Below are 18,417 nucleotides of genomic sequence, written 5' to 3'. Positions count from 1 at the left end.
GGGTGATTCCGGTGAGCGGGGCAACTGCGGCGGGATCGGCGGGAAACCCGGCAGCGGCCGTGTCGCGCGCCCTACTGTCCCGCGCCATGAAGTACTCAATAGTTTCGCTGTTCGCCGCAGTGCTGGCGACCTTCGCGCTGACGGCGACGACCGCCTCGCCGTTCGCGACCGCACAACCCGACGCGCAGGCGGAGTCCGCGATCGCCGCGGGCGGGAAGATCGATCTGCAGGGCGCGATCAATGCCCGCGATATCGGCGGATATCGCACTTATGACGGAGCGAAGGTGAAGTCGGGCAAGGCCGTTCGCGCCGACTCGCTGGAGAAGCTCACCGCCGCCGACGTGCAGAAGCTGACGGGCCTGAAAGTGCAGAAGGTGATCGACTTCCGCACCCCGGCCGAGGTGCAGTTCGCCGGCGCGGACAAGCCGATCCCCGGCGCGCAGGCGGTCGCCAGGCCGATCGACGACACCGGACTGTTCCAGAAGCTGCTCTCGGTGATCCAGCTGCGTGATCCGGTGAAGCAGGAAGAGATGCTCGGCAACGGCAAGGCCGAGGAGATCATGAAGGGCGTCTACGCCAGCTTCTTCACCCAGCAGTCGCAGGCCGCGTTCGGGCAGACCATCAAGGATCTCGCCAACACCGACAAGGTGACGCTGTACCACTGCACCGCGGGCAAGGACCGTACGGGCTGGCTGACCTATGTGACCTTGCGTGCGGTCGGCGTGCCGGAACGTACTGCGCGGCAAGACTATCTGCTGTCCAACCAGTATCGCGCCGCGGCGGACGCGGCGCTGCGGCAGCAGGTGAAACAGGCCGGTCTGATGCAGAATCCGGATCTGTTGATCCCGCTGCAAGAGGTGCGTGACGCGTACCTGGACGTCGCCATCGCCAAGATCGAGCAGGACTACGGCGATTTCGGCAAGTTCCTCACCCAGGGCCTCGGACTGGACGCCGGCACCATCCTGAAGCTGCGCAAGAACCTTGTCAGCTGATCGACCGGAAGTGGTTCGGGCCCATGCACTACGCGGTGGATGGGCCCGAATCCTGTTCTCAGGACTTCTTCTTCCCTTGCTCGCGCAGACTCGCGGCCAGTTGGTTCGGCATCGATTCGTGCCGGGTATAGGTGCGATTGAAATCACCGGTGCCGTGCGAAAGGGAACGCAGATCGATGGCGTAGCGGCTCAGTTCGAGTTCGGGCACCTCGGCGTGAATTCTGGTGCGGCCGAAGCCATGTGGTTCGGTGCCCAGGACACGGCCGCGCCGGCCGGACAGATCGCTCAACACCGGACCCACGTAGTCGTCGGAGACCACGACCCACACATCGGCGATCGGTTCCAGCAGGGCGACGCCCGCCGTGGCCGCGGCTTCGCGCAGGGCCAGCGCACCCGCGGTCTGGAAGGCGGCATCGGACGAGTCGACCGAGTGCGCTTTGCCGTCGAACAGCGTGACCCGCACGTCGACCAGGGGGTATCCGGCGGCGACACCGCGGGTGGCCTGAGCGCGCACACCTTTCTCGACCGACGGAATGAATTGGCGCGGAACGACTCCGCCGACCACCCGGTCCACGAACTCGATGCCCGACCCGCCGGGCAGAGGTTCTACTTCGATCTCGCAGACCGCGTACTGTCCGTGCCCGCCGGACTGCTTCACATGCCTGCCGCGCCCGGAAGCCTTGCCCGCGAACGTTTCCCGCAGCGCCACCTGATGTTCGACGACGTCCACCTGCACGCCGAACCTGGTGCGCAAGCGTTCCAGCGCGACATCGCGATGCGCCTCGCCCAGACACCACAGCACCAGCTGATGGGTCTGGATGTTGTGTTCGAGCCGCACCGCGGGATCCTCGGCCGCCAGCCGGGCCAGGCTCTGCGAGAGCTTGTCCTCGTCGGCCTTGCTGTGTGCGGTGATGGCGATGGGCAGCAACGGATCCGGCATCTGCCACGGCTCGATGAGCAGCGGCTTGTCCACGCCGGACAGGGTGTCGCCGGTTTCGGCGTGACCGAGTTTGGTGACGTAGGCGATATCGCCGGCGATGGCCTGGCCGAGCGGGCGCTGGCTCTTGCCGAACGGCGCGGATACCGCGCCCACCCGCTCGTCGACATCGTGGCTCTCGTGCCCGCGTTCTTCCAGTCCGTGCCCGCAGACGTGCACGGTGTCGTCGGCGCGCAGCGTGCCGGAGAAGACCCGGACCAGCGACACCCGACCGACATACGGGTCCGAGGCGGTGCGGATCACCTCGGCCGCGAGCACGCCGTCCGGGTCGCAGTCGAGCCGGCGGCGGGTGTTGCCGTCCGCGGCGGTGACGGCGGAGACGATGTGCTCGGCCGGCGTCGGGAAGCCGCCGGTGATCAGGTCCAGCAGTTCGACCGTGCCCAATCCCTGTTTCGCCCCTTCCGGGGCGGGCGCGCCGAACAGCACCGGATGGAAGCTGCCCCGGGCCACCGCGCGCTCCAGGTCGGTGACGAGGGTGGTGAGTTCGATGGGCTCGCCGCCGAGATAGCGGTCCATCAGGGATTCGTCTTCGCTCTCGGCGATGATGCCCTCGATGAGCCGGTTGCGGGCCTCGTCCAGCAGCGGTTGCTGTTCGGGCGAGGGCGTGGCCTGGACGCACTCACCGGAGGAGTAGTCGACCACGCAGTTGGGCAGCAGCTCGATGAGTCCGGTGACCGGGCGATGACCGTCCGCGCTCTTCGGGCCGTACACCGGAAGATGCAGGGGCAGAATGTTTTCCGACGCGCCGCCGCCCAGCACCGCGCGACAGGTCTCGGTCATCTCGTCGTAGTCGGCCCGCGCGGTGTCCAGGTGCGTGATCACGATCGCGCGCGGCATGCCGACCGCCGCGCACTCCTCCCACAGGGCGCGTGTGGCACCGCTGACGCCTTCGGCGCCCTCGGCCGCCGAGATCACGAACAGCGCGGCGTCCGCGGCCCGCAGGCCCGCCCGCAGTTCGCCGACGAAGTCCGCGTAGCCGGGCGTATCCAGCAGGTTGATCTTCATCCCGGCCCAGGCCAGTGGCACCACCGACAATTGCACAGACCTGTGCTGTCGATGCTCGATCTCGTCGTAATCGGACAGTGATGTCCCGTCCTCGACCCGGCCCGCCCGGTTCACCGTCCCCGTGGTCAGCGCCAACGCCTCCACCAGCGTGGTCTTGCCCGATCCACTGTGCCCGACCAGGACCACATTCCGTATCTGTTCCGGCCGCTCGGCCGAAAGTACTCTGCCGTTGCCTCCAGCAGATCCGCTCGTCTTGTCCACTGTGCGTCTCGCTTCCCTCGCGCCCCGACACCTGCGGTACTTCGAGCTTCCCACCGGCGGTCCCGCTCCGTGCCGGGATCGCCAGATCCGATGCCCCGAATACCGGGTTCCGACCTGGGCATACCGTGCGGTTTCGGTGCGCGAGGGTCATCCCCGCCGCTCAGCTCGCGGCGCGCAGCGCGACAACGGCTTCCACCTCGACGAGGAACTCCGGCCGGAACAACCCGGCCACCTGGACGAGGGAACTCGCGGGATTGGGCCGGTCGCCGAGCGCGGGCCGCAGGAACTCGTCGCGGACGTCGCGGACCACCGGCAACTGACTGACATCGGTCACGAACCAGGTGAATTTGACCAGGTCGGTCCAGTCGGCGCCGAGCGCGCGCAGCACGTTCTCCAGGTTGGTCAGCGCCTGCCTGGTCTGCGCGGCCAGATCGCCCGCGCCGACCACGTTGCCCGCGGCGTCCACCGCGATCTGGCCGGACACGAAGGCGAGGCCACCCGAGGTGGTCACCGCATGGGCGTAGCCGAAACCCGGTGCGACGCCGGGGATATCGGAGAACCTCTCGTTGATCATGGCGTCAGCGTAGTCGGCGCGAATCATGCGATTCCGCTGTCACCTGCCGTTCGGCGGACCATTCCGGCCGGATACCGATCGGCCGCTCGTATCGGCTGAAACCTGGTGCCCGATATGGGACAGTGCGCGGATGGATGTCACACCCGACGTTTCCCGCGCGACACTGCGCAAGGTCGTAATCCGACTGGTGCCGTTCCTCGGGCTGCTCTACTTCGTCAACTATCTGGATCGGGTCAATATCGGCTTCGCCGGACCCAGCGGCATGAAAGCCGACCTCGGGCTCACCGAGACGGCGTTCGGCCTCGCCTCCGGGATCTTCTTCATCGGCTACCTGGTGCTCGAGGTGCCGAGCAACGTGGCGCTGCACCGCTTCGGCGCACGCCGCTGGATCGCTCGGATCCTGGCCAGCTGGGGGCTGGTCGCGACCGCGATGGCGTTCGTGCCGAACGAAACCGTCCTGTACATCCTGCGTTTCGTGCTCGGCGTCGCGGAAGCAGGCTTCTTCCCCGGCATTCTGCTCTATCTCACCTACTGGTTCCCGCAGAACCAGCGGGCGAAGATCGTCGCCCTGTTCATGGTGGCCGTGCCGGTGTCCACCGCGCTCGGCTCGACGCTGTCCAGCCTGATCATCCAGTACGGGCACGGGGTGTTCGGGCTGAGCGGCTGGCGGTTCATGTTCCTCGTCGAAGGACTGCCCGCGATCTTCCTCGCGGTGGTGACCTGGTTCTACCTCACCGACAGCCCCGCCCAGGCCCGCTGGCTGACCCGTGACGAACGGCAATGGCTCAGCAGCGAACTCGCCGCGGAACAGGCTGCCGTGGAGAAACAGGAACAGTGGACGCTACGCAAGGCGCTCACCGATTCCCGGGTGCTCGGGCTCGCGCTCGTCTACGGCGGCATCGTCTACGGCCTGTACGCGCTCGGCTTCTTCCTGCCGACCATCATCAACGGCTTCCAAGAGCAGTACGGCACGCACTACTCGGTGGTGCAGCGCGGCCTGATCAACGCGGTGCCGTACGTCATCGGCGCGGTCGTGATGGTGCTCTGGAGCAGGCACGGCGACCGGACCGGCGAGCGGGCCTGGCACGTCGCACTGCCCGCGCTGGTCGGCGGGCTCGCCATTCCGATCGCGCTGTATCTCGGCAACCCGTTCGCGGCCATGGCCGCGGTGACCGTGTGCGCCGTCGGCGTCCTCGCCGCCCTGCCCACCTTCTGGGCGTTGCCGAGCACCTTCCTCTCCGGTGCGGCCGCCGCCGCGGGCATCGCGCTGATCAACTCCATCGGCAACATCAGCGGATTCGCCGCGCCCTACATCACCGGCTGGCTGAAGGATTGGACCGGCACCCAGCGTGCGGGACTCTGGGTGGTCGGCGGCTGCATGATCGCCTCCGCGGTCGGCGTGCTGTACCTGTGGAAGCGGATACTCGCTCGCACCCGATCGGCGGTGGACTCGAAACAGGCATTGCCCGAATAAGTTCCGGGTGTCAGTAGCCGCTCATGTGGTAGTCGTTGCGGGAAACCCAGAAGTTGTGATCGTGATTGGCGCACTGGTACCCCGCGGTGCCGTCCCGATCGGCGTAGGCGACACACAGGAACTCCCCGTGCGTGACGCGCTCACCCGGCCGCACGACGCGCTCGGCACCGGGGTAACCGAAACTGGCACAGGAATACTGGGCGGACGCCCGGCCGGACAGGCCGATGGTGAACACCGGAATCGAAGAATCCCCACAGGGTTTCGGGCCGGGCAGGGTGATGCGCGCTGCTGTCGGCGCGACCGCGCACTTGACCTCGGTGTCGCCCATGAGGCAGATGACGCTGCGGTCGGCGGTGTTGAAGCCGAGGGTGTCGGCTGCCGCTGTCCCTGCGATGGTGAAAGTTGTTGCGCCAATGGCTATTACGACTCGCATCAGCTGGCGCGAACGTACCCCCATGGAAACTCCTTCGGTCATTGCACAGCGATCGCGTGTTCGGAGCCGCATGCGCTACGGTCCCGCCGTGGACGGCGTCGGTCGAGGATGCCTGGAGGTCGGCTCAGCTGGAAGAGTTCGGTCGGCTGGGTGGACCAAGGCTCGGCGGGAGGTCCTCGTCGAGGTGGAAGTCGTTGCCGTGCGAGCTGAGCTGTTTCAGCGTCGGGGGGTGACCGCCCGCAGGTAACAGTCGATCGGTCCGTCGTCCGCGCTCGCGGCGGTGTGGTGGCTGTAGAAGAATCCGGCACGCAGCGCTACCGCCGCGGACGCATGGTTGTCCGGGTCGACCCGGATCACGGCGTAAGTGGCGAGGTCGGCGGTTCGTATATACCGACACGCGAGCTCGACCGCGCGGGTGGCGATGCCTCGCTTGCGCCACTGCGGATAGATCCCGTAGGCCAGATTTGCTTGGCGCGGAGCCAGATACGGCTCTCTGGTGTGCACGTCCACTGTTCCGGCGAGCGTTCCGCTCGCGACATCCAGCACAGCGAAGGTTCGGTTCGCCCCCTTCTGCTCCCACTGCTGGACACACCGATCGATATGTCGCACGACGGTTTCCAAAGTCCCGCGCCCGCCGTTCAGCCAATGTGCCAGCTCGTCGTCCTCGCCGGCCAGATGCGCCTCGGCATCGGCCATCGTGATCGGGCGAAGTGCGACAACACCATCGGATAGCAGCACTCGGTCATCTTGCGCAGTCCACCGGCGGTGCGGCAAGTGTTTTGCCGCGTGCCACGAAACGTCATCGTTCGCACCAAACGGCCGGACCGATGCGGGTTGTCCGGCGAGGACGGTCGGCGCAGTGCCGGTGGTCAGTGGTCGGTGTCCGCGACAGGCTGCTGGCCCGATGTGGTTGTCCGGCGGTAACCGGCCCGGTGTGGTTGTCCCGGTGGCGACCGTCAGGGAGTGTCGGCAGTCGGTGGTTGGTGCTCGTAACAGGCTGCTGGCCAGGTGCAGTTGTCTGGCGGCAACCGTCACGGAGTGCCCGTGGTCAGTGGTCGGGGCAGCAGGTGGTTTCTGTGGGGTGGGATGGGGTGGGGCAGCAGGTTTGGCCGTGCCAGGCGTTGCGGCCTTCGCGGACGGCGATGGCGGCGATGACGAGGGCGGCGAGGGGGTCGGCCGAGGACCAGCCGAAGAGGGCGTTGAGGAGCAGGCCGACGAGGAGGACGGCCGACAGGTAGGTGCAGAGCAGGGTTTGTTTGGAATCGGCTACGGCAGAGGCGGATCCGAGTTCGCGACCGGCGCGGCGCTGCAACCAGGACAGCACCGGCATGACCAGCAGACTGGCCGCGGCCAAGCCGATGCCGATCGTGGAGTGTTCTGCTTCGCCGACGCCGAGCAGTGCGCGGACGGCATCGACGGTGACGTAGGCGGCCAGCGCGAAGAAGGAGAACGCGATGATGCGCAGCGCCACCTTCTCCCGCGCTTGCGGATCCCGTCCCGCGAACTGCCACGCGACCGCCGCCGCGGAAGACACCTCGATCACCGAATCCAACCCGAACCCGATCAACGCCGTCGACGAAACCCGCGCCCCCTCACTCAGCGCGACGATCGCTTCGATCACGTTGTAAGTGATCGTCGCGGCGACGAACCAGCGGATGCGTCGGGAGAGTATGGCGCGTCTGGCCGATGTCGGTGGCGCGGCAGGCATGCCGAGTGGTGTGGACATCAGCAGCATCCTTCGTCGCCCGCGGCGGGGCAGCAGGCTGGGTCGACGGCCAGGACCAAGCCGAGGAGGTCGCCGAGGGCGTGACCGATGCGGGCGTCGGCGAGTTCGTAGCGGCTGCGGCGGCCCTCCGGAATCGCCACCACGAGTCCGCAACCTCTAAGGCAGGCAAGGTGATTGGACAGTATCTGCCGTGATACGCCGATCTGCTCGGCCAACTCGGACGGGTAGCTCGCACCGGCCCGCAAACTCAACAGGATTCGAGTCCGCGTCGGATCGGACAACGCGTGCCCGAACCGAGCCAGCGCGTCACTGTGCTGCAGAGTCTCCACGGGATGGATAGTACAGATTTCGATGTATTCACAAAACCCTGAACCCTCGGGTGGAGGCTGTCTGGTCGCGAGAACGTCAGCGAAACCCGTCGAGCACCACGACCGCAGCTGAGCGGTGGTGCGAGTTGCCGGCCGCGCTCCTCGAAACCTGCGCGGGTCGGTGGTGCGTTGAGCTCACCGGCCCACGGTCGGCAGCAAACCGTCGGAGTGCGTGAGTAGACGCCGCCGTGCCCCCTGCGCGCCCACGACCGGTTTGCCGCGTTCGCGGCCCGGGCAGAGCTGTCGACCCACAGAGCTTCCATACGGTTCACAGCAGTTGTATGCCCTGTGCGGCGTGCGAACGGTCTGTGGGTGACGGGTCGGGTAGTGGAGTACTCGTGAGATCCGGTGGCGGCGGGGCAAAATCGGGGCTCCGAAGAGTGGGGAAGCAACGAGGGGGTAGGGGTGACCGGACCGGATCGGGCGTTGCAGTCGACTGCGGAGCCGCAGGGATGCCGATTGGACGGACGGGCGGCGGACTGCCGACCGGATAGGTGTGCGCCAGGTCATCAGTCGAGTCGGTGCGCGGAGGGCTGCGGGTCGGGTGTGTGCGTGCACGGATACCAGTCGGCAGACCCACAAGGATGCCGACCTGATGGGCCTGTGGAAAAGCGCCGAGCAGACGGGAATGCACAGGGGCGCCGTTCCGATGACAGGCTCGGGTGCCGGTCGAGCGGCCGTCCGCAGCGGAGTCGATCGCGTGCGCTTGCGCCGGGAAACCGGTCGGGTGAGCGTGTGGAAGAGAGACGGTCGGGTCGGGGTGCGGGAGAGTGCCAGTCGGGCCCTGCTACCGAGTGCGGTGCTAATGGGGGACCGGTCGGAGGGCGCCGGTCGGATGGGCCCGTGGAGTCCGGCGCGGATAAGCAGATGACAGGGTGTCGGTCAACTGGGCGGGCGCAGGGTGGGCCCGGGGCCATGCGGTCCAAGTCGCGGGTCGCGGGTGGCGCGGAAGTGGGTCCCGTGTCTCTGTTGTCCGCCAGGGAGTTTGTGCAGAAGCGTGGCGCGGATGGGCAGGTGCAGGGGCGCCCGCCGGCGGGGCGGGCGGAGAGTGGGGCGGGGCCGATGCGGTCCCAGTACGAGTCGCGGGTGGGGTGCGGGGCGGAAGCGGGTCATGTGTCTCTGTTGTCTGCCAGAGAGTTTGTGCAGAAGCGTGGTGAGGAGGGGCGTCGGTCGGATGGGCCGGTGGATGAGTCCGGCGCGGATAGGCAGATCGCAGGGTGTCGGTCGACTGGGCGGGTGCAGGGTGGGGCCGGGCCGATGCGGTCCAAGTCGCGGGTGGGGTGTGGCGCGGACCCGGATCCGGAAGCGGTGTTGTCCGCCAAGGAGTTTGCGCGGTGGGTGGTTCGGTTGGTTCTGGAGGTTCTGGACCATCGGCGGCTGGTCACGCACATGACGTCGGTGGCCGACGCCCGCATCGTCGCCGCACTGCGCACGATGGTGAACACCGACGTGATTCCGGGCCGAGGTCTGGGCGTCGCGGTGCCGGGTCGGGTTACCGTGCGCATGGTCGACGCCGAAACCGCTGAGGTCTGCGCGGGATATGACCGGGGCCCAAGGCATTTCGCCCTGGCCGCCCGCATCACCCGAACCCGCGGCCAGTGGCGCCTGACCGCACTGCGGGTGCGCTGACCCAGCAGGCCCGCGCCGGTTTTGTGCTCTTGGGCGCACGGTCGTCGAAGTAGGCGCCGATTCCAGTCCGGCTTGTGGAGGTTTGGATTCGGCGCAAGGTGATGCTCAAGGCTGTGCACTTCGTGGCCGACGCGCGTTGTCTGCTCTGCCTGGGGGCGTAACGCCGCAACGCTAGCGAGGTCCGGCGGCTGCGCGTAAATGGAGGTCGCGGTCCGCACATCCGCGGGGCAGACGGTGCCGCGCGCAGAGACGGGCCCGCACCTGTCGGACAGGTGCGGGCCCGTAGCTACCGAGTCAGCTGCCGAAGCGCGCCAGGACGGACGACGCTTCCTGCGAGGCGGAACCTTCTTGGGCGAGATGCGCCATGGTGGGGGCGATTTCGCGGCCGTGGTGCGCCATCGCTTGGGCGTAGAGGCGACCCGCGCGGTAGGAGGAGCGGACGAGCGGCCCGGCCATCACGCCCGCGAAACCGATCTCCTCGGCCATCTTGGAATGGTCGACGAATTCTTGCGGCTTGACCCAGCGATCGACGGGATGGTGCCGCGGGGAGGGACGCAGGTACTGGGTGATGGTGAGGATGTCGCAGCCTGCGTCGTGCAGATCGCGCATCGCCTGGGTGACCTCTTCCGGGGTCTCGCCCATGCCGAGGATCAGGTTGGACTTGGTGACCAGCCCGGCCTCGCGCGCGGCGGTGAGCACCGAGAGCGACCGCTCGTAGCGGAAGGCGGGACGGATGCGCTTGAAGATGCGCGGCACCGTCTCCAGGTTGTGCGCGAGCACCTCGGGCCGCGAGGCGAACACTTCGGCCAACTGCTCGGGCACGGCGTTGAAGTCGGGGATGAGCAGCTCGACACCGGTGTTCGGGTTCAAAGCCTTGATGGCCCGCACGGTTTCGGCGTAGAGCCAGGCGCCGCCGTCGGCGAGGTCGTCGCGCGCGACACCGGTGATGGTCGAGTAGCGCAGGCCCATCGCCTGTACGCTCTCGGCGACCCGGCGCGGCTCGTCCCGATCGAGTGCGGCGGGTTTGCCGGTGTCGATCTGGCAGAAGTCGCAGCGCCGGGTGCACTGCTCGCCGCCGATCAGGAAGGTGGCCTCGCGGTCTTCCCAGCATTCGAAGATGTTGGGACAGCCCGCTTCCTCACAGACCGTGTGCAGGCCTTCGCGTTTGACCAGACCTTTGAGCTCGGAATACTCCGGGCCCATCTTCGCCTTGGTCCGAATCCACTGAGGCTTGCGCTCGATCGGGGTCTCCGCGTTGCGCGCCTCGATGCGTAGCAGTTTGCGTCCTGCCGGTGCTGAAGCTGAGGTCACTTGATCGACACTACGCCTACCGGGTCGACCGCTCGCGACCCCTCCGGTGGGTGTGACGCGTGCGATAACCGGCGCTCAGCGGATGTCGTGCGCGGTTACCGGGAGTTCGCCGTTCAACGCCCTGGTGATGGCGTCGGCGACGAGCGGTTTGACCTCGGCGACCGTGACTTCGCGAGCGAGTTCGCGGCTGAGCGTGGTGACGCCGGCGTCGCGGATGCCGCAGGCGACGATCGCCTGGAAGCCGTCCATGGCGGAGTTGCAGTTCAGCGAGATGCCGTGCAGGGCGACGCCGCGCTGCACCCGCACCCCGATCGCGGCGATCTTGCGTTCGGCGAACACGTCGGTGGCGGGCAGCCACACGCCGGACCGTCCTTCGACCCGGCCGCAGGTGAGTCCCATGCCGGTGCAGACGGTGATGAGCGCCTCCTCGAGGCGGCGCACGTAGTGGACGACATCGACCGGTTCGGCGAGCCGCACGATCGGATAGCCGACCAGCTGCCCCGGACCGTGCCAGGTGATCTTGCCGCCGCGATCCACCTCGACCACCGGGCTGCCGTCGATCGGCAGATCCTCGGCCTCGGTCCGGCGACCGGCGGTGTAGACGGACGGGTGCTCGAGCAGCAGCAGGTGATCGGATCCGAGACCCTCGGCCCGCTCTGCCGCGAGTTTGCGTTGCAGCTCCCAGGCGTCGTGGTAGTCGATGAGTCCGAGATCCTCGACCACGATCGGGGTCGTATCGAATCGAGCGGACCACGTGGTGCGCGTGTCGTTCACAACCCTGACGGTACGCCGGAGCCTTTACGGCTTTCCACCAGTGCCCTGTGCTGCTCGCCACACGAGGGGGAACTGGTGGCGGCATCGGCCGAGTGCGCGACGCCGCCAGTTCCCCCTGATCTTGGTCAGCGCGCGTGCACGGGCAGCGTCAGCTGCATGAGGGTCAGGTCCATCCAGCGACCGAACTTGTGGCCGACCTCCGGGAACTCGCCGACCGTGCGGAAACCGAAGCGCTCGTGCAATTGGATCGAGCCGGTGTTGCCGGATTCGATGCCCGCGATGATCGCGTGCACCGAGCCGGTCCGGCGGGCCCGCTCGATCAATTCGGTGAGCAGCGCGGTGGCGATGCCGCGGCGCTGGAACCGGTCGTCGACGTAGACCGAATTCTCCACGGTGAAGCGGTATCCCGCCTTGGGCCGCCACGGACCGTAGCTCGCGTATCCCGCGACTTCGCCGTCGATCTCGGCGACCAGCACCGGCAGACCCGCCGCGGTGCGGTCGGCGAACCAGGCCTCGCGCTCCTCGAGGCCGACCTGCTCCAGATCCCAGATCGCCGTGGAGGTGGCGATATTCGCGTTGTGGATGGCCAGGATGGCGGGCAGATCCGCGGGCCGCGCATCCCGGATGAGGGAGGCGGGGCGGGTGTCGAGCTGGTCGGTCATCGATCGTCTCCGGGTCGACCCACCATGTCCGCCAGCGCGGCGCCGACGGTGGGGTGCTGGAACTCGTAGCCCGCCTCCTCGAGGGCCGTGGGAATTGCTCTGGGGCCGTGCAGGATCGCCTCCTGCGCGAACTCGCCGATCAGCGCGCGCAACGCGAACGCGGGCACCACCAGCGGTGTGGGCCGGTGCAGCGAGCGGCCGAGCGCGCGGCTGAACTCGGCGTTGGTCACCGGCGCCGGACCGACCACGTTGACCGGTCCGCGCAGGGTGTCGTGGCCGAGCGCGAACAGGATCGCGCCGATCTCGTCGGCCATCGAGATCCACGGCGTGTACTGGCGTCCGCTGCCGAGCCGTCCGCCGAGGCCGAGCGAATACAGCGGCTGCAACATGCCGAGCATGCCGCCGTGCCCGGACAGCACGACGGCGCTGCGCAGCAGGATGGTCCGGACGCCGGCGTCGACGGCCGGGGCGGTCGCGGCTTCCCAATCGCGGCACAGGGTGGCCAGGAAACCCGAACCGGCGGAAGAGGTTTCGTCGACCACCCGGTCACCGGTCCCGCCGCCGTAGTAGTGCACGCCGCTGGCGTTGAGCAGCGTCGGCACGTCGGCGGCGACGACCGCCGCGGCGAGCACGTCGGTGGGGGTGATCCGGCTGTCGCGCAGCTCCTGTTTGAAGCTGCCGTTCCAGCGGCGACGGCCGATGCTCGCACCGCACAGATTCACCACCGCGTCCGCGCCGCGCAGGGCTCGGTCGTCCACTTCGGCGCGGACCGGATCCCAGGTGAACTCGTCCGGTCCCGCCGCCCGCCTGCGTACCAGGCGGGCGACGTCGTGCCCGTCGCGGCGCAGGGCCGCGACGAGCGCTGTCCCGATCAGCCCGGACGAGCCGGCGATCACGACCTTCATGCGCGCACGATGACCTTCCTGTGGCGACCCGTCTTACAGACCGAGGTCGGCCTCGAACGCCGCCTCCTCGAGCCGGTGCCGGATCGTGGTCAGGAAGCGACCCGCGTCGGCACCGTCGATCAGGCGGTGGTCGTAGGTGAGCGGCAGATAGCACATCGAACGGACGCCGATGGACTCGCTGCCCGTGTCGTCCTTCACCACGACCGGGCGCTTGACGATCGCGCCGGTGCCGAGCATGGCCGCCTGCGGCGGAACCAGGATCGGGGTGTCGAACAGCGCGCCCTGGCTGCCGATATTGGTGATGGTGAAGGTGCCGCCCGAGAGCTCGTCCGGCTTCAGGCCGCCGTTGCGCGCGCGGTTGGCGATATCGGCGATGGCGCGGGCCAGGCCGGCCAGCGACAGGTCGCTCGCGTTGTGGATCACCGGGGAGAGCAGGCCCTGCTCGGTGTCCACGGCGATGCCGAGATGCACGGCCGCGTGGTAGGTGAGCTCTTTGGTGCTGTCGTTGTAGCTGGCGTTGACGTTCGGGTGCACGCCGAGCGCCTCGACGACGGCCTTGGCGAAGAACGGCAGGAACGTCAGGTTGACGCCCTCACGCTCTTTGAACGCGGCCTTGGCCTGCGCCCGCAGCTGCGCGATCTTGGTGACGTCGGCCTCGTGCACCTGGGTCAGCTGCGCGGTGGTGCGCAGCGATTCCAGGGTCTTGGTCGCGGTGATCTGCCGGATCCGGTTCGCCTTCTGCACGGTGCCGCGCAGGTGCGCCAGCTGTGCGCTCGGCGCGGGCGCGGCCTTGGCGGCCGGGGCCTTCGCGGCGGGTGCGGCGGCGGCCGGCGCGGGCGCCTTCTTGGCTTCCGCGGCCGCGAGCACGTCCTGCTTGCGGATGCGGCCGCCGACACCGGAACCGGTGAGCGCGGACAGGTCGACGCCGTTCTCGTCGGCCAGCTTGCGCACCAGCGGGGTGACGTACGGGGTGGCGCCGTTACCGGAGGAATCCGACTCGGTCGCGGTGGCGGCCGGTGCCTTGGCCGGGGCCGGTGCCGGTGCCTTGGGCGCGGGTGCCGGGGCGGCGGCCGCGGGCTTGGGCTCGGGCTTCGGTTCCGGCTTGGGCTCGGGCTTGGGTTCCGGCTTCGGCTCGGGGGCCGGGGCCGGGGGCGCGGCGGCCGCGGGGGCGCCGCTGCCGATCACGCCGAGCTGTCCACCCACAGCGACGACATCGTCTTCCTGCGCGGTGATCTCGAGCAGCGTGCCCGCGACCGGCGAGGGGATCTCGGTGTCGACCTTGTCGGTGGAGACCTCGAGCAGCGGTTCGTCCACGGCGACCTCGTCGCCGACGGCCTTCAGCCACCGGGTGACGGTGCCTTCGGTGACCGACTCGCCCAGCTCGGGCATCTTGACCGGGGTGCCGTCACCGGCGGACGCGCTCGCGGCGGGCGCGGCTTCCCGAGCGGGGGCTTCCTGCGCGGGCTCCGGCTCGGCGGCGACGGCTTCCTCGGCGGGCGCTTCCTGCGCGGGCGCGGCAGCGGCCTCGGGTTCGGGGGCCGAGCTCGGGGCGGGCGCCTCACCGGCCTCGCTGATCACGCCGAGCTCACCGCCGACCTCGACCACATCATCTTCTTGGGCGACGATCTTCGACAGCACGCCCGCCGTGGGGGACGGGATTTCGGTGTCGACCTTGTCGGTGGAGACCTCGAGCAGCGGCTCGTCGACCTCGACCGTGTCTCCTTCCTGCTTCAGCCACCGGGTGACCGTTCCCTCGGTGACGCTCTCACCAAGAGCTGGCATCTGGACGGAGAAGGCCATGTCCTCTGACTCCTCTGACTGCTCGACGGGTTTCTACAACAGTTGATCTCGCTGCGGACCCCCGTCGCGGGTTGCGGCGCGAGTCCGAACGCCACTGATCATTGTGCGTGGCACCGGAGATCCTTGTGGTTCTTGTACCGCGAACCATCCTTGCACTTGGCGGTGCGGCGTGTAGCACAGGGCAGCGAACTCGCTCGAGCTGGCAAGATGGAAACACCGGTGGGCGAGATGCTCCGGGGTGTGAAAGGAGGTGCGCGTCGTTGGGTTTGCTGGATCGTTTCCGAGGCGGCGCGACCAGGGGTGGTGGCGCGATACGAGCGGGTTCGGGGGGTACGGCCGACGCCCGCTATCTGGCCGACTGGGTGCGCACCCACGTCGGCGTCGAAGGCTATGTGGAGCCGAAAACGACCGTGACGGATGTCACTGTCGTGCTGGTCGCGGCCGACGGCGAATGGACCCGGCGGATCGTCGGAGAGCGCGGGGCGCAACGGCTTGCCAAGGATTTGCGGATTCCCGTTTACGACGTCGGCAAGACCGGATATCCACAACGGATGCGCGACTACGACGCCCGCAAACGGATCGAGCGTCAGCGCGCGTTCGAGGCGGATCTGCGCGATCTATAGCCGTCGGCTACGGGCTGCCATAGCCGCTGGCTACCGTCTGGCGACGGGGGTTTGCGTGCTTCGGATCGTCCGCCGGTGAGTGGCTGCCGCGGCGCGTCAATTGTGCCCGCGCGCACGAACTTCTGTGCCACGCGCGTGCAGCTGGTGCTCGGTAGGAGTCGTGCGCCCCGCGCATGCGAGGTCCGGGTAGATACATGGGAGCGGTGCCTCGGCGCGCGCGTGCGATACGGCGCAGATGGGGTAGGTCCCGCGGACGAGGTCTGGGGACGCTAGTGCCTGCACCGGGAAGTCGGATGCCCGGGCGTACGACGCACGAGTTCTGGGCTGCATGGGAGTCTGCGATAGCTCAGGAAATCTGCGCCTGCCAGGAGGCCCGTGCTTGTGCGGTGGTCTGCGCGCCCGTCCGGAATCCGCGGCCGGGTGCCCGCGCGCACGAGGTCGTCGACGTTCGTGCGCGCGGGCGACAGGCCTGCGCTTTCTACTCCGTACCGATTTCCTCGAGCACGGTGATGAGGGTGCGGACGGGGACGCCGGTGCCGCCCTTGCCGATGTAGCCGAACGGGCCGCCGGTGTTGTAGGCCGGTCCTGCGACGTCGAGGTGGGCCCACTGCACGCCCTCCGGGACGAACTCCTTCAGGAACAAGCCGGCCGAGAGCATGCCGCCCCAGCGGTGCGGTGCGACATTGGCCAGGTCGGCGATCTTGGAGTTGATGTCCGCGCGTAACTCCGCGGGCAGCGGCATCGCCCAGCCGTTTTCGCCGACCGCGCGGGAGACGGCGGCGACGCGGTCGCGGAACTCGTCGGTGCCCATCACGCCGGGCGTGCGGGTGCCGAGCGCGACCATCTGGGCGCCGGTCAGGGTGGCGACGTCGATGAGGTAATCCGGGTCGTCCTCGCTCGCGCGCACGATCGCGTCGGCCAGGATCAGGCGGCCCTCGGCGTCGGTGTTGAGCACCTCGACGGTGATGCCGCCGTACTGGGTGAGCACGTCACCGGGACGTTGCGCGGTCGCCGACGGCATGTTCTCGGCCATCGGCACGGTCGCGGTGACGGTGACCGGCAGGCTCAGCCGCGCCGCCAGCAGCGTGGTGGCGATGACCGCGGCGGCGCCCGCCATGTCCGAGGTCATGTTGTCCATGTTCTGCGCGGGCTTGATCGAGATGCCGCCGGTGTCGAACGTGATGCCCTTGCCGACCAGCGCCACCTTCTTCGGACCGCCCGCATAGGTGATCCGGACCAGCCGCGGCGGCCGGGACGAGCCCTTGCCGACACCCAGCACGCCGCCGTAACCGCCTGCCTCCAAAGCCTTTTCGTCGAGCACCTCGACCTGCAACCCGGCGGCCTCGGCCAGTTCCTGGGCGCGCGAAGCGAATTCGGCCGGGTAGAGGTGGCTCGGCGGGGTGTTGACGAAATCCCGTGCGGTGGCGACAGCTTCGGCGATCAGCTGCGCGCGGAACAACTCCTGCTCGCCGAATTCCGGCTCGGGCACCAGCAATTCGACCCGGGCCACCGGGCGCTCGTCCGGCTTGGGTGCGGACTTGTCCGACTTGAACGGCGTGAAGGTGTACGCGCCCAAGTAGAAACCCTCCGCGGCGGCGCCGATATCCAGGCCGGACAGTGTGGTCACCACGAGCTCGGTGCCGGACAGCGCGCGGGCGGCGACCCCGGCCGAGCGGCGGATCTGCTCGGCGTCGATCTTCTCGGCGGCGCCGAGGCCGACCGCGAGCACGCTGGTCACCCCGTCGAGCCCGGCCGGTGCGGGCACCCTGGTCAGTTCCTCGGTCTTGCCCTTCGCGCCGACCGCGCCGAGCTGGTCGAGCAGTTCGGCCCGGACCTCCGCGGTGAGCACGTCGCCGAACAGGTCCTCGGGCACGATGGCGGGGCCGTTCTCCGACGACGTCAAGCCGAGCACGAGCACGTCGGTATCCGTGCTGATGGTCTGGGTGCGGGCGAGTTCCGGTCCTAGTGAGCGATCTGCAACAGCGGTCATGGGCTCAGGCTACTGGGCAGTCTGAGGGCGATCCCGTCGAGGAGCAGTGCGAGCCCGGCCTCCAGGATGTGGTCCAAGTCCAGGTCGGGGCCGGGCGGGCCGGCGGAGAAGAGCCGGTGCAGCACCGGACGGGCGGCCGGGTCGAGCAGCTCGGCGAGGTCGGGCGGCGGCTCCAGCGCCTGACCCCGCAACCGCTCGGTGCGCTCGGAGTTGGTGAGCAGCGCCAGACCCTGGACCAGGCCGGAGAACGACAGATAGATCGCGAGCATCGCGTCCCGGGTGAGACCGCGGTGATCGAGTGCGGCGAACGACCGTTCGAGGATGTCGGCGAGCGCGGGACCGACCGGCGGACGGGTGCGCGCGAGGATCGGCAGCATCCAGGGATGACGCTGGTACAGCTGCCATTCCGCACGGGCCTCGTACGCGAGGCGCGCCCGCCAGTCGGTGAGTTCGGTTGCGGGCGGCCGGATCTCGGCGAGCACCAGTTCGGCCATGCCCTCGAGCAGCGCTTCCCGGTCCGGGAAGTGGCGGTATAGGCCCGCGGTCGCCGCGCCGAGGGCGCTGGCGATGCGGCGCATGGAAAGGCCGTCGATGCCGTCGCGATCGGCCAGTTCGACGGCGGCGCGCAGGATGCCGACAGTGGTCAATTTGGCCGGCCGGGGCGCGCGCGGGGCCGTAGTCACCTCGTCGCGCCGGGCCCGGTACGCGCGGGCCTGGCAGGCGCGCGAACAGTAGCGGCGTTTGCGGCCGCGCGTGGGCTGCGCGAGCGTCTCGCCGCAGATTCCACAGGCCATAGCGGCTCCATTTCGACACACGAACAGTTGTGACGAAATTCTAGCTAATGTCGTTTGACCTGCCTACCTTGGCGAGAGCACACAGTGTTCACAGGCGAA

The 18,417-nt window shown here is 68.6% G+C and carries 17 protein-coding genes; 4 read left to right on the top strand and 13 right to left on the bottom strand.

Annotated features, from left to right (window positions below; translation table 11 throughout):
- Positions 1 to 86: 86 nt before the first annotated feature.
- On the top strand, positions 87 to 992 hold the full coding sequence (locus NVU01S_RS31120) for a tyrosine-protein phosphatase (RefSeq protein WP_043676315.1): 906 nt from the start codon (positions 87 to 89) through the stop codon (positions 990 to 992).
- Positions 993 to 1,050: 58 nt separating this feature from the next.
- Here NVU01S_RS31120 and NVU01S_RS31115 read toward each other — a convergent pair whose 3' ends face one another.
- Positions 1,051 to 3,255: an elongation factor G-like protein EF-G2 gene (locus tag NVU01S_RS31115; RefSeq protein WP_043676191.1), complete on the bottom strand. Its 2,205-nt coding sequence runs from the start codon at positions 3,253 to 3,255 to the stop codon at positions 1,051 to 1,053.
- 160 nt (positions 3,256 to 3,415) lie between these two features.
- Positions 3,416 to 3,829 (bottom strand): RidA family protein, encoded by a 414-nt coding sequence (locus NVU01S_RS31110; RefSeq protein WP_043676312.1) that lies wholly within the window; start codon positions 3,827 to 3,829, stop codon positions 3,416 to 3,418.
- 130 nt (positions 3,830 to 3,959) lie between these two features.
- Between NVU01S_RS31110 and NVU01S_RS31105 the strand changes: the two genes are divergently transcribed.
- Positions 3,960 to 5,303 (top strand): MFS transporter, encoded by a 1,344-nt coding sequence (locus NVU01S_RS31105; RefSeq protein ID WP_043676189.1) that lies wholly within the window; start codon positions 3,960 to 3,962, stop codon positions 5,301 to 5,303.
- 10 nt (positions 5,304 to 5,313) lie between these two features.
- Here the strand turns inward: NVU01S_RS31105 and NVU01S_RS31100 are convergent, their stop codons facing one another.
- The 4 genes from NVU01S_RS31100 to NVU01S_RS31085 all read right to left on the bottom strand — a co-directional run bounded on the left by NVU01S_RS31100 (position 5,314) and on the right by NVU01S_RS31085 (position 7,791).
- Positions 5,314 to 5,760, bottom strand: a complete 447-nt coding sequence (locus tag NVU01S_RS31100; protein ID WP_156161755.1) for a hypothetical protein — start codon at positions 5,758 to 5,760, stop codon at positions 5,314 to 5,316.
- Positions 5,761 to 5,952: 192 nt separating this feature from the next.
- Positions 5,953 to 6,474, bottom strand: coding sequence for a GNAT family N-acetyltransferase (locus NVU01S_RS31095; protein WP_043676184.1), 522 nt, complete (start codon positions 6,472 to 6,474; stop codon positions 5,953 to 5,955).
- Positions 6,475 to 6,784: 310 nt separating this feature from the next.
- Positions 6,785 to 7,462 (bottom strand): cation efflux transmembrane domain-containing protein, encoded by a 678-nt coding sequence (locus NVU01S_RS31090; protein WP_052280966.1) that lies wholly within the window; start codon positions 7,460 to 7,462, stop codon positions 6,785 to 6,787.
- Positions 7,462 to 7,791, bottom strand: coding sequence for an ArsR/SmtB family transcription factor (locus NVU01S_RS31085; RefSeq protein ID WP_043676181.1), 330 nt, complete (start codon positions 7,789 to 7,791; stop codon positions 7,462 to 7,464). The genes NVU01S_RS31090 and NVU01S_RS31085 overlap by 1 nt, the downstream gene beginning before the upstream one ends.
- A gap of 906 nt (positions 7,792 to 8,697) precedes the next feature.
- Here NVU01S_RS31085 and NVU01S_RS45370 point away from each other — a divergent pair.
- Positions 8,698 to 9,459 carry an Rv3235 family protein gene (locus tag NVU01S_RS45370; RefSeq protein WP_307684069.1) on the top strand — a complete coding sequence of 254 codons (762 nt, stop codon included), beginning with the start codon at positions 8,698 to 8,700 and terminating at the stop codon, positions 9,457 to 9,459.
- 294 nt (positions 9,460 to 9,753) lie between these two features.
- Here the strand turns inward: NVU01S_RS45370 and lipA are convergent, their stop codons facing one another.
- The 5 genes from lipA to sucB all read right to left on the bottom strand — a co-directional run bounded on the left by lipA (position 9,754) and on the right by sucB (position 14,911).
- Positions 9,754 to 10,770 carry a lipoyl synthase gene (lipA, locus tag NVU01S_RS31075; protein ID WP_043676179.1) on the bottom strand — a complete coding sequence of 339 codons (1,017 nt, stop codon included), beginning with the start codon at positions 10,768 to 10,770 and terminating at the stop codon, positions 9,754 to 9,756.
- A gap of 75 nt (positions 10,771 to 10,845) precedes the next feature.
- Positions 10,846 to 11,544, bottom strand: coding sequence for a lipoyl(octanoyl) transferase LipB (lipB, locus tag NVU01S_RS31070; RefSeq protein WP_014983075.1), 699 nt, complete (start codon positions 11,542 to 11,544; stop codon positions 10,846 to 10,848).
- Positions 11,545 to 11,669: 125 nt separating this feature from the next.
- Entirely contained in the window at positions 11,670 to 12,206 is a 537-nt protein-coding gene (locus NVU01S_RS31065) for a GNAT family N-acetyltransferase (protein WP_043676177.1), read from the bottom strand.
- A complete protein-coding gene (locus NVU01S_RS31060) occupies positions 12,203 to 13,111 on the bottom strand; it encodes a TIGR01777 family oxidoreductase (RefSeq protein ID WP_043676170.1) in 909 nt (302 codons plus the stop codon). The genes NVU01S_RS31065 and NVU01S_RS31060 overlap by 4 nt, the downstream gene beginning before the upstream one ends.
- Before the next feature lie 33 nt (positions 13,112 to 13,144).
- Positions 13,145 to 14,911: a 2-oxoglutarate dehydrogenase, E2 component, dihydrolipoamide succinyltransferase gene (sucB, locus tag NVU01S_RS31055; RefSeq protein WP_043676168.1), complete on the bottom strand. Its 1,767-nt coding sequence runs from the start codon at positions 14,909 to 14,911 to the stop codon at positions 13,145 to 13,147.
- Positions 14,912 to 15,171: 260 nt separating this feature from the next.
- On the opposite strand from sucB, the gene NVU01S_RS31050 reads away from it, so the two are divergent.
- Positions 15,172 to 15,534, top strand: coding sequence for a hypothetical protein (locus NVU01S_RS31050; protein ID WP_014983079.1), 363 nt, complete (start codon positions 15,172 to 15,174; stop codon positions 15,532 to 15,534).
- A gap of 478 nt (positions 15,535 to 16,012) precedes the next feature.
- Here NVU01S_RS31050 and NVU01S_RS31045 read toward each other — a convergent pair whose 3' ends face one another.
- Positions 16,013 to 17,524 carry a leucyl aminopeptidase gene (locus tag NVU01S_RS31045; protein ID WP_043676166.1) on the bottom strand — a complete coding sequence of 504 codons (1,512 nt, stop codon included), beginning with the start codon at positions 17,522 to 17,524 and terminating at the stop codon, positions 16,013 to 16,015.
- Positions 17,521 to 18,318 carry a TetR/AcrR family transcriptional regulator gene (locus NVU01S_RS31040; protein ID WP_043676164.1) on the bottom strand — a complete coding sequence of 266 codons (798 nt, stop codon included), beginning with the start codon at positions 18,316 to 18,318 and terminating at the stop codon, positions 17,521 to 17,523. The genes NVU01S_RS31045 and NVU01S_RS31040 overlap by 4 nt, the downstream gene beginning before the upstream one ends.
- Positions 18,319 to 18,417 lie beyond the last annotated feature (99 nt).

This window comes from Nocardia vulneris, from assembly GCF_001613425.1.
Classification (GTDB): domain Bacteria; phylum Actinomycetota; class Actinomycetes; order Mycobacteriales; family Mycobacteriaceae; genus Nocardia; species Nocardia vulneris.
This window is presented reverse-complemented; position numbering and strand designations above follow the sequence as displayed.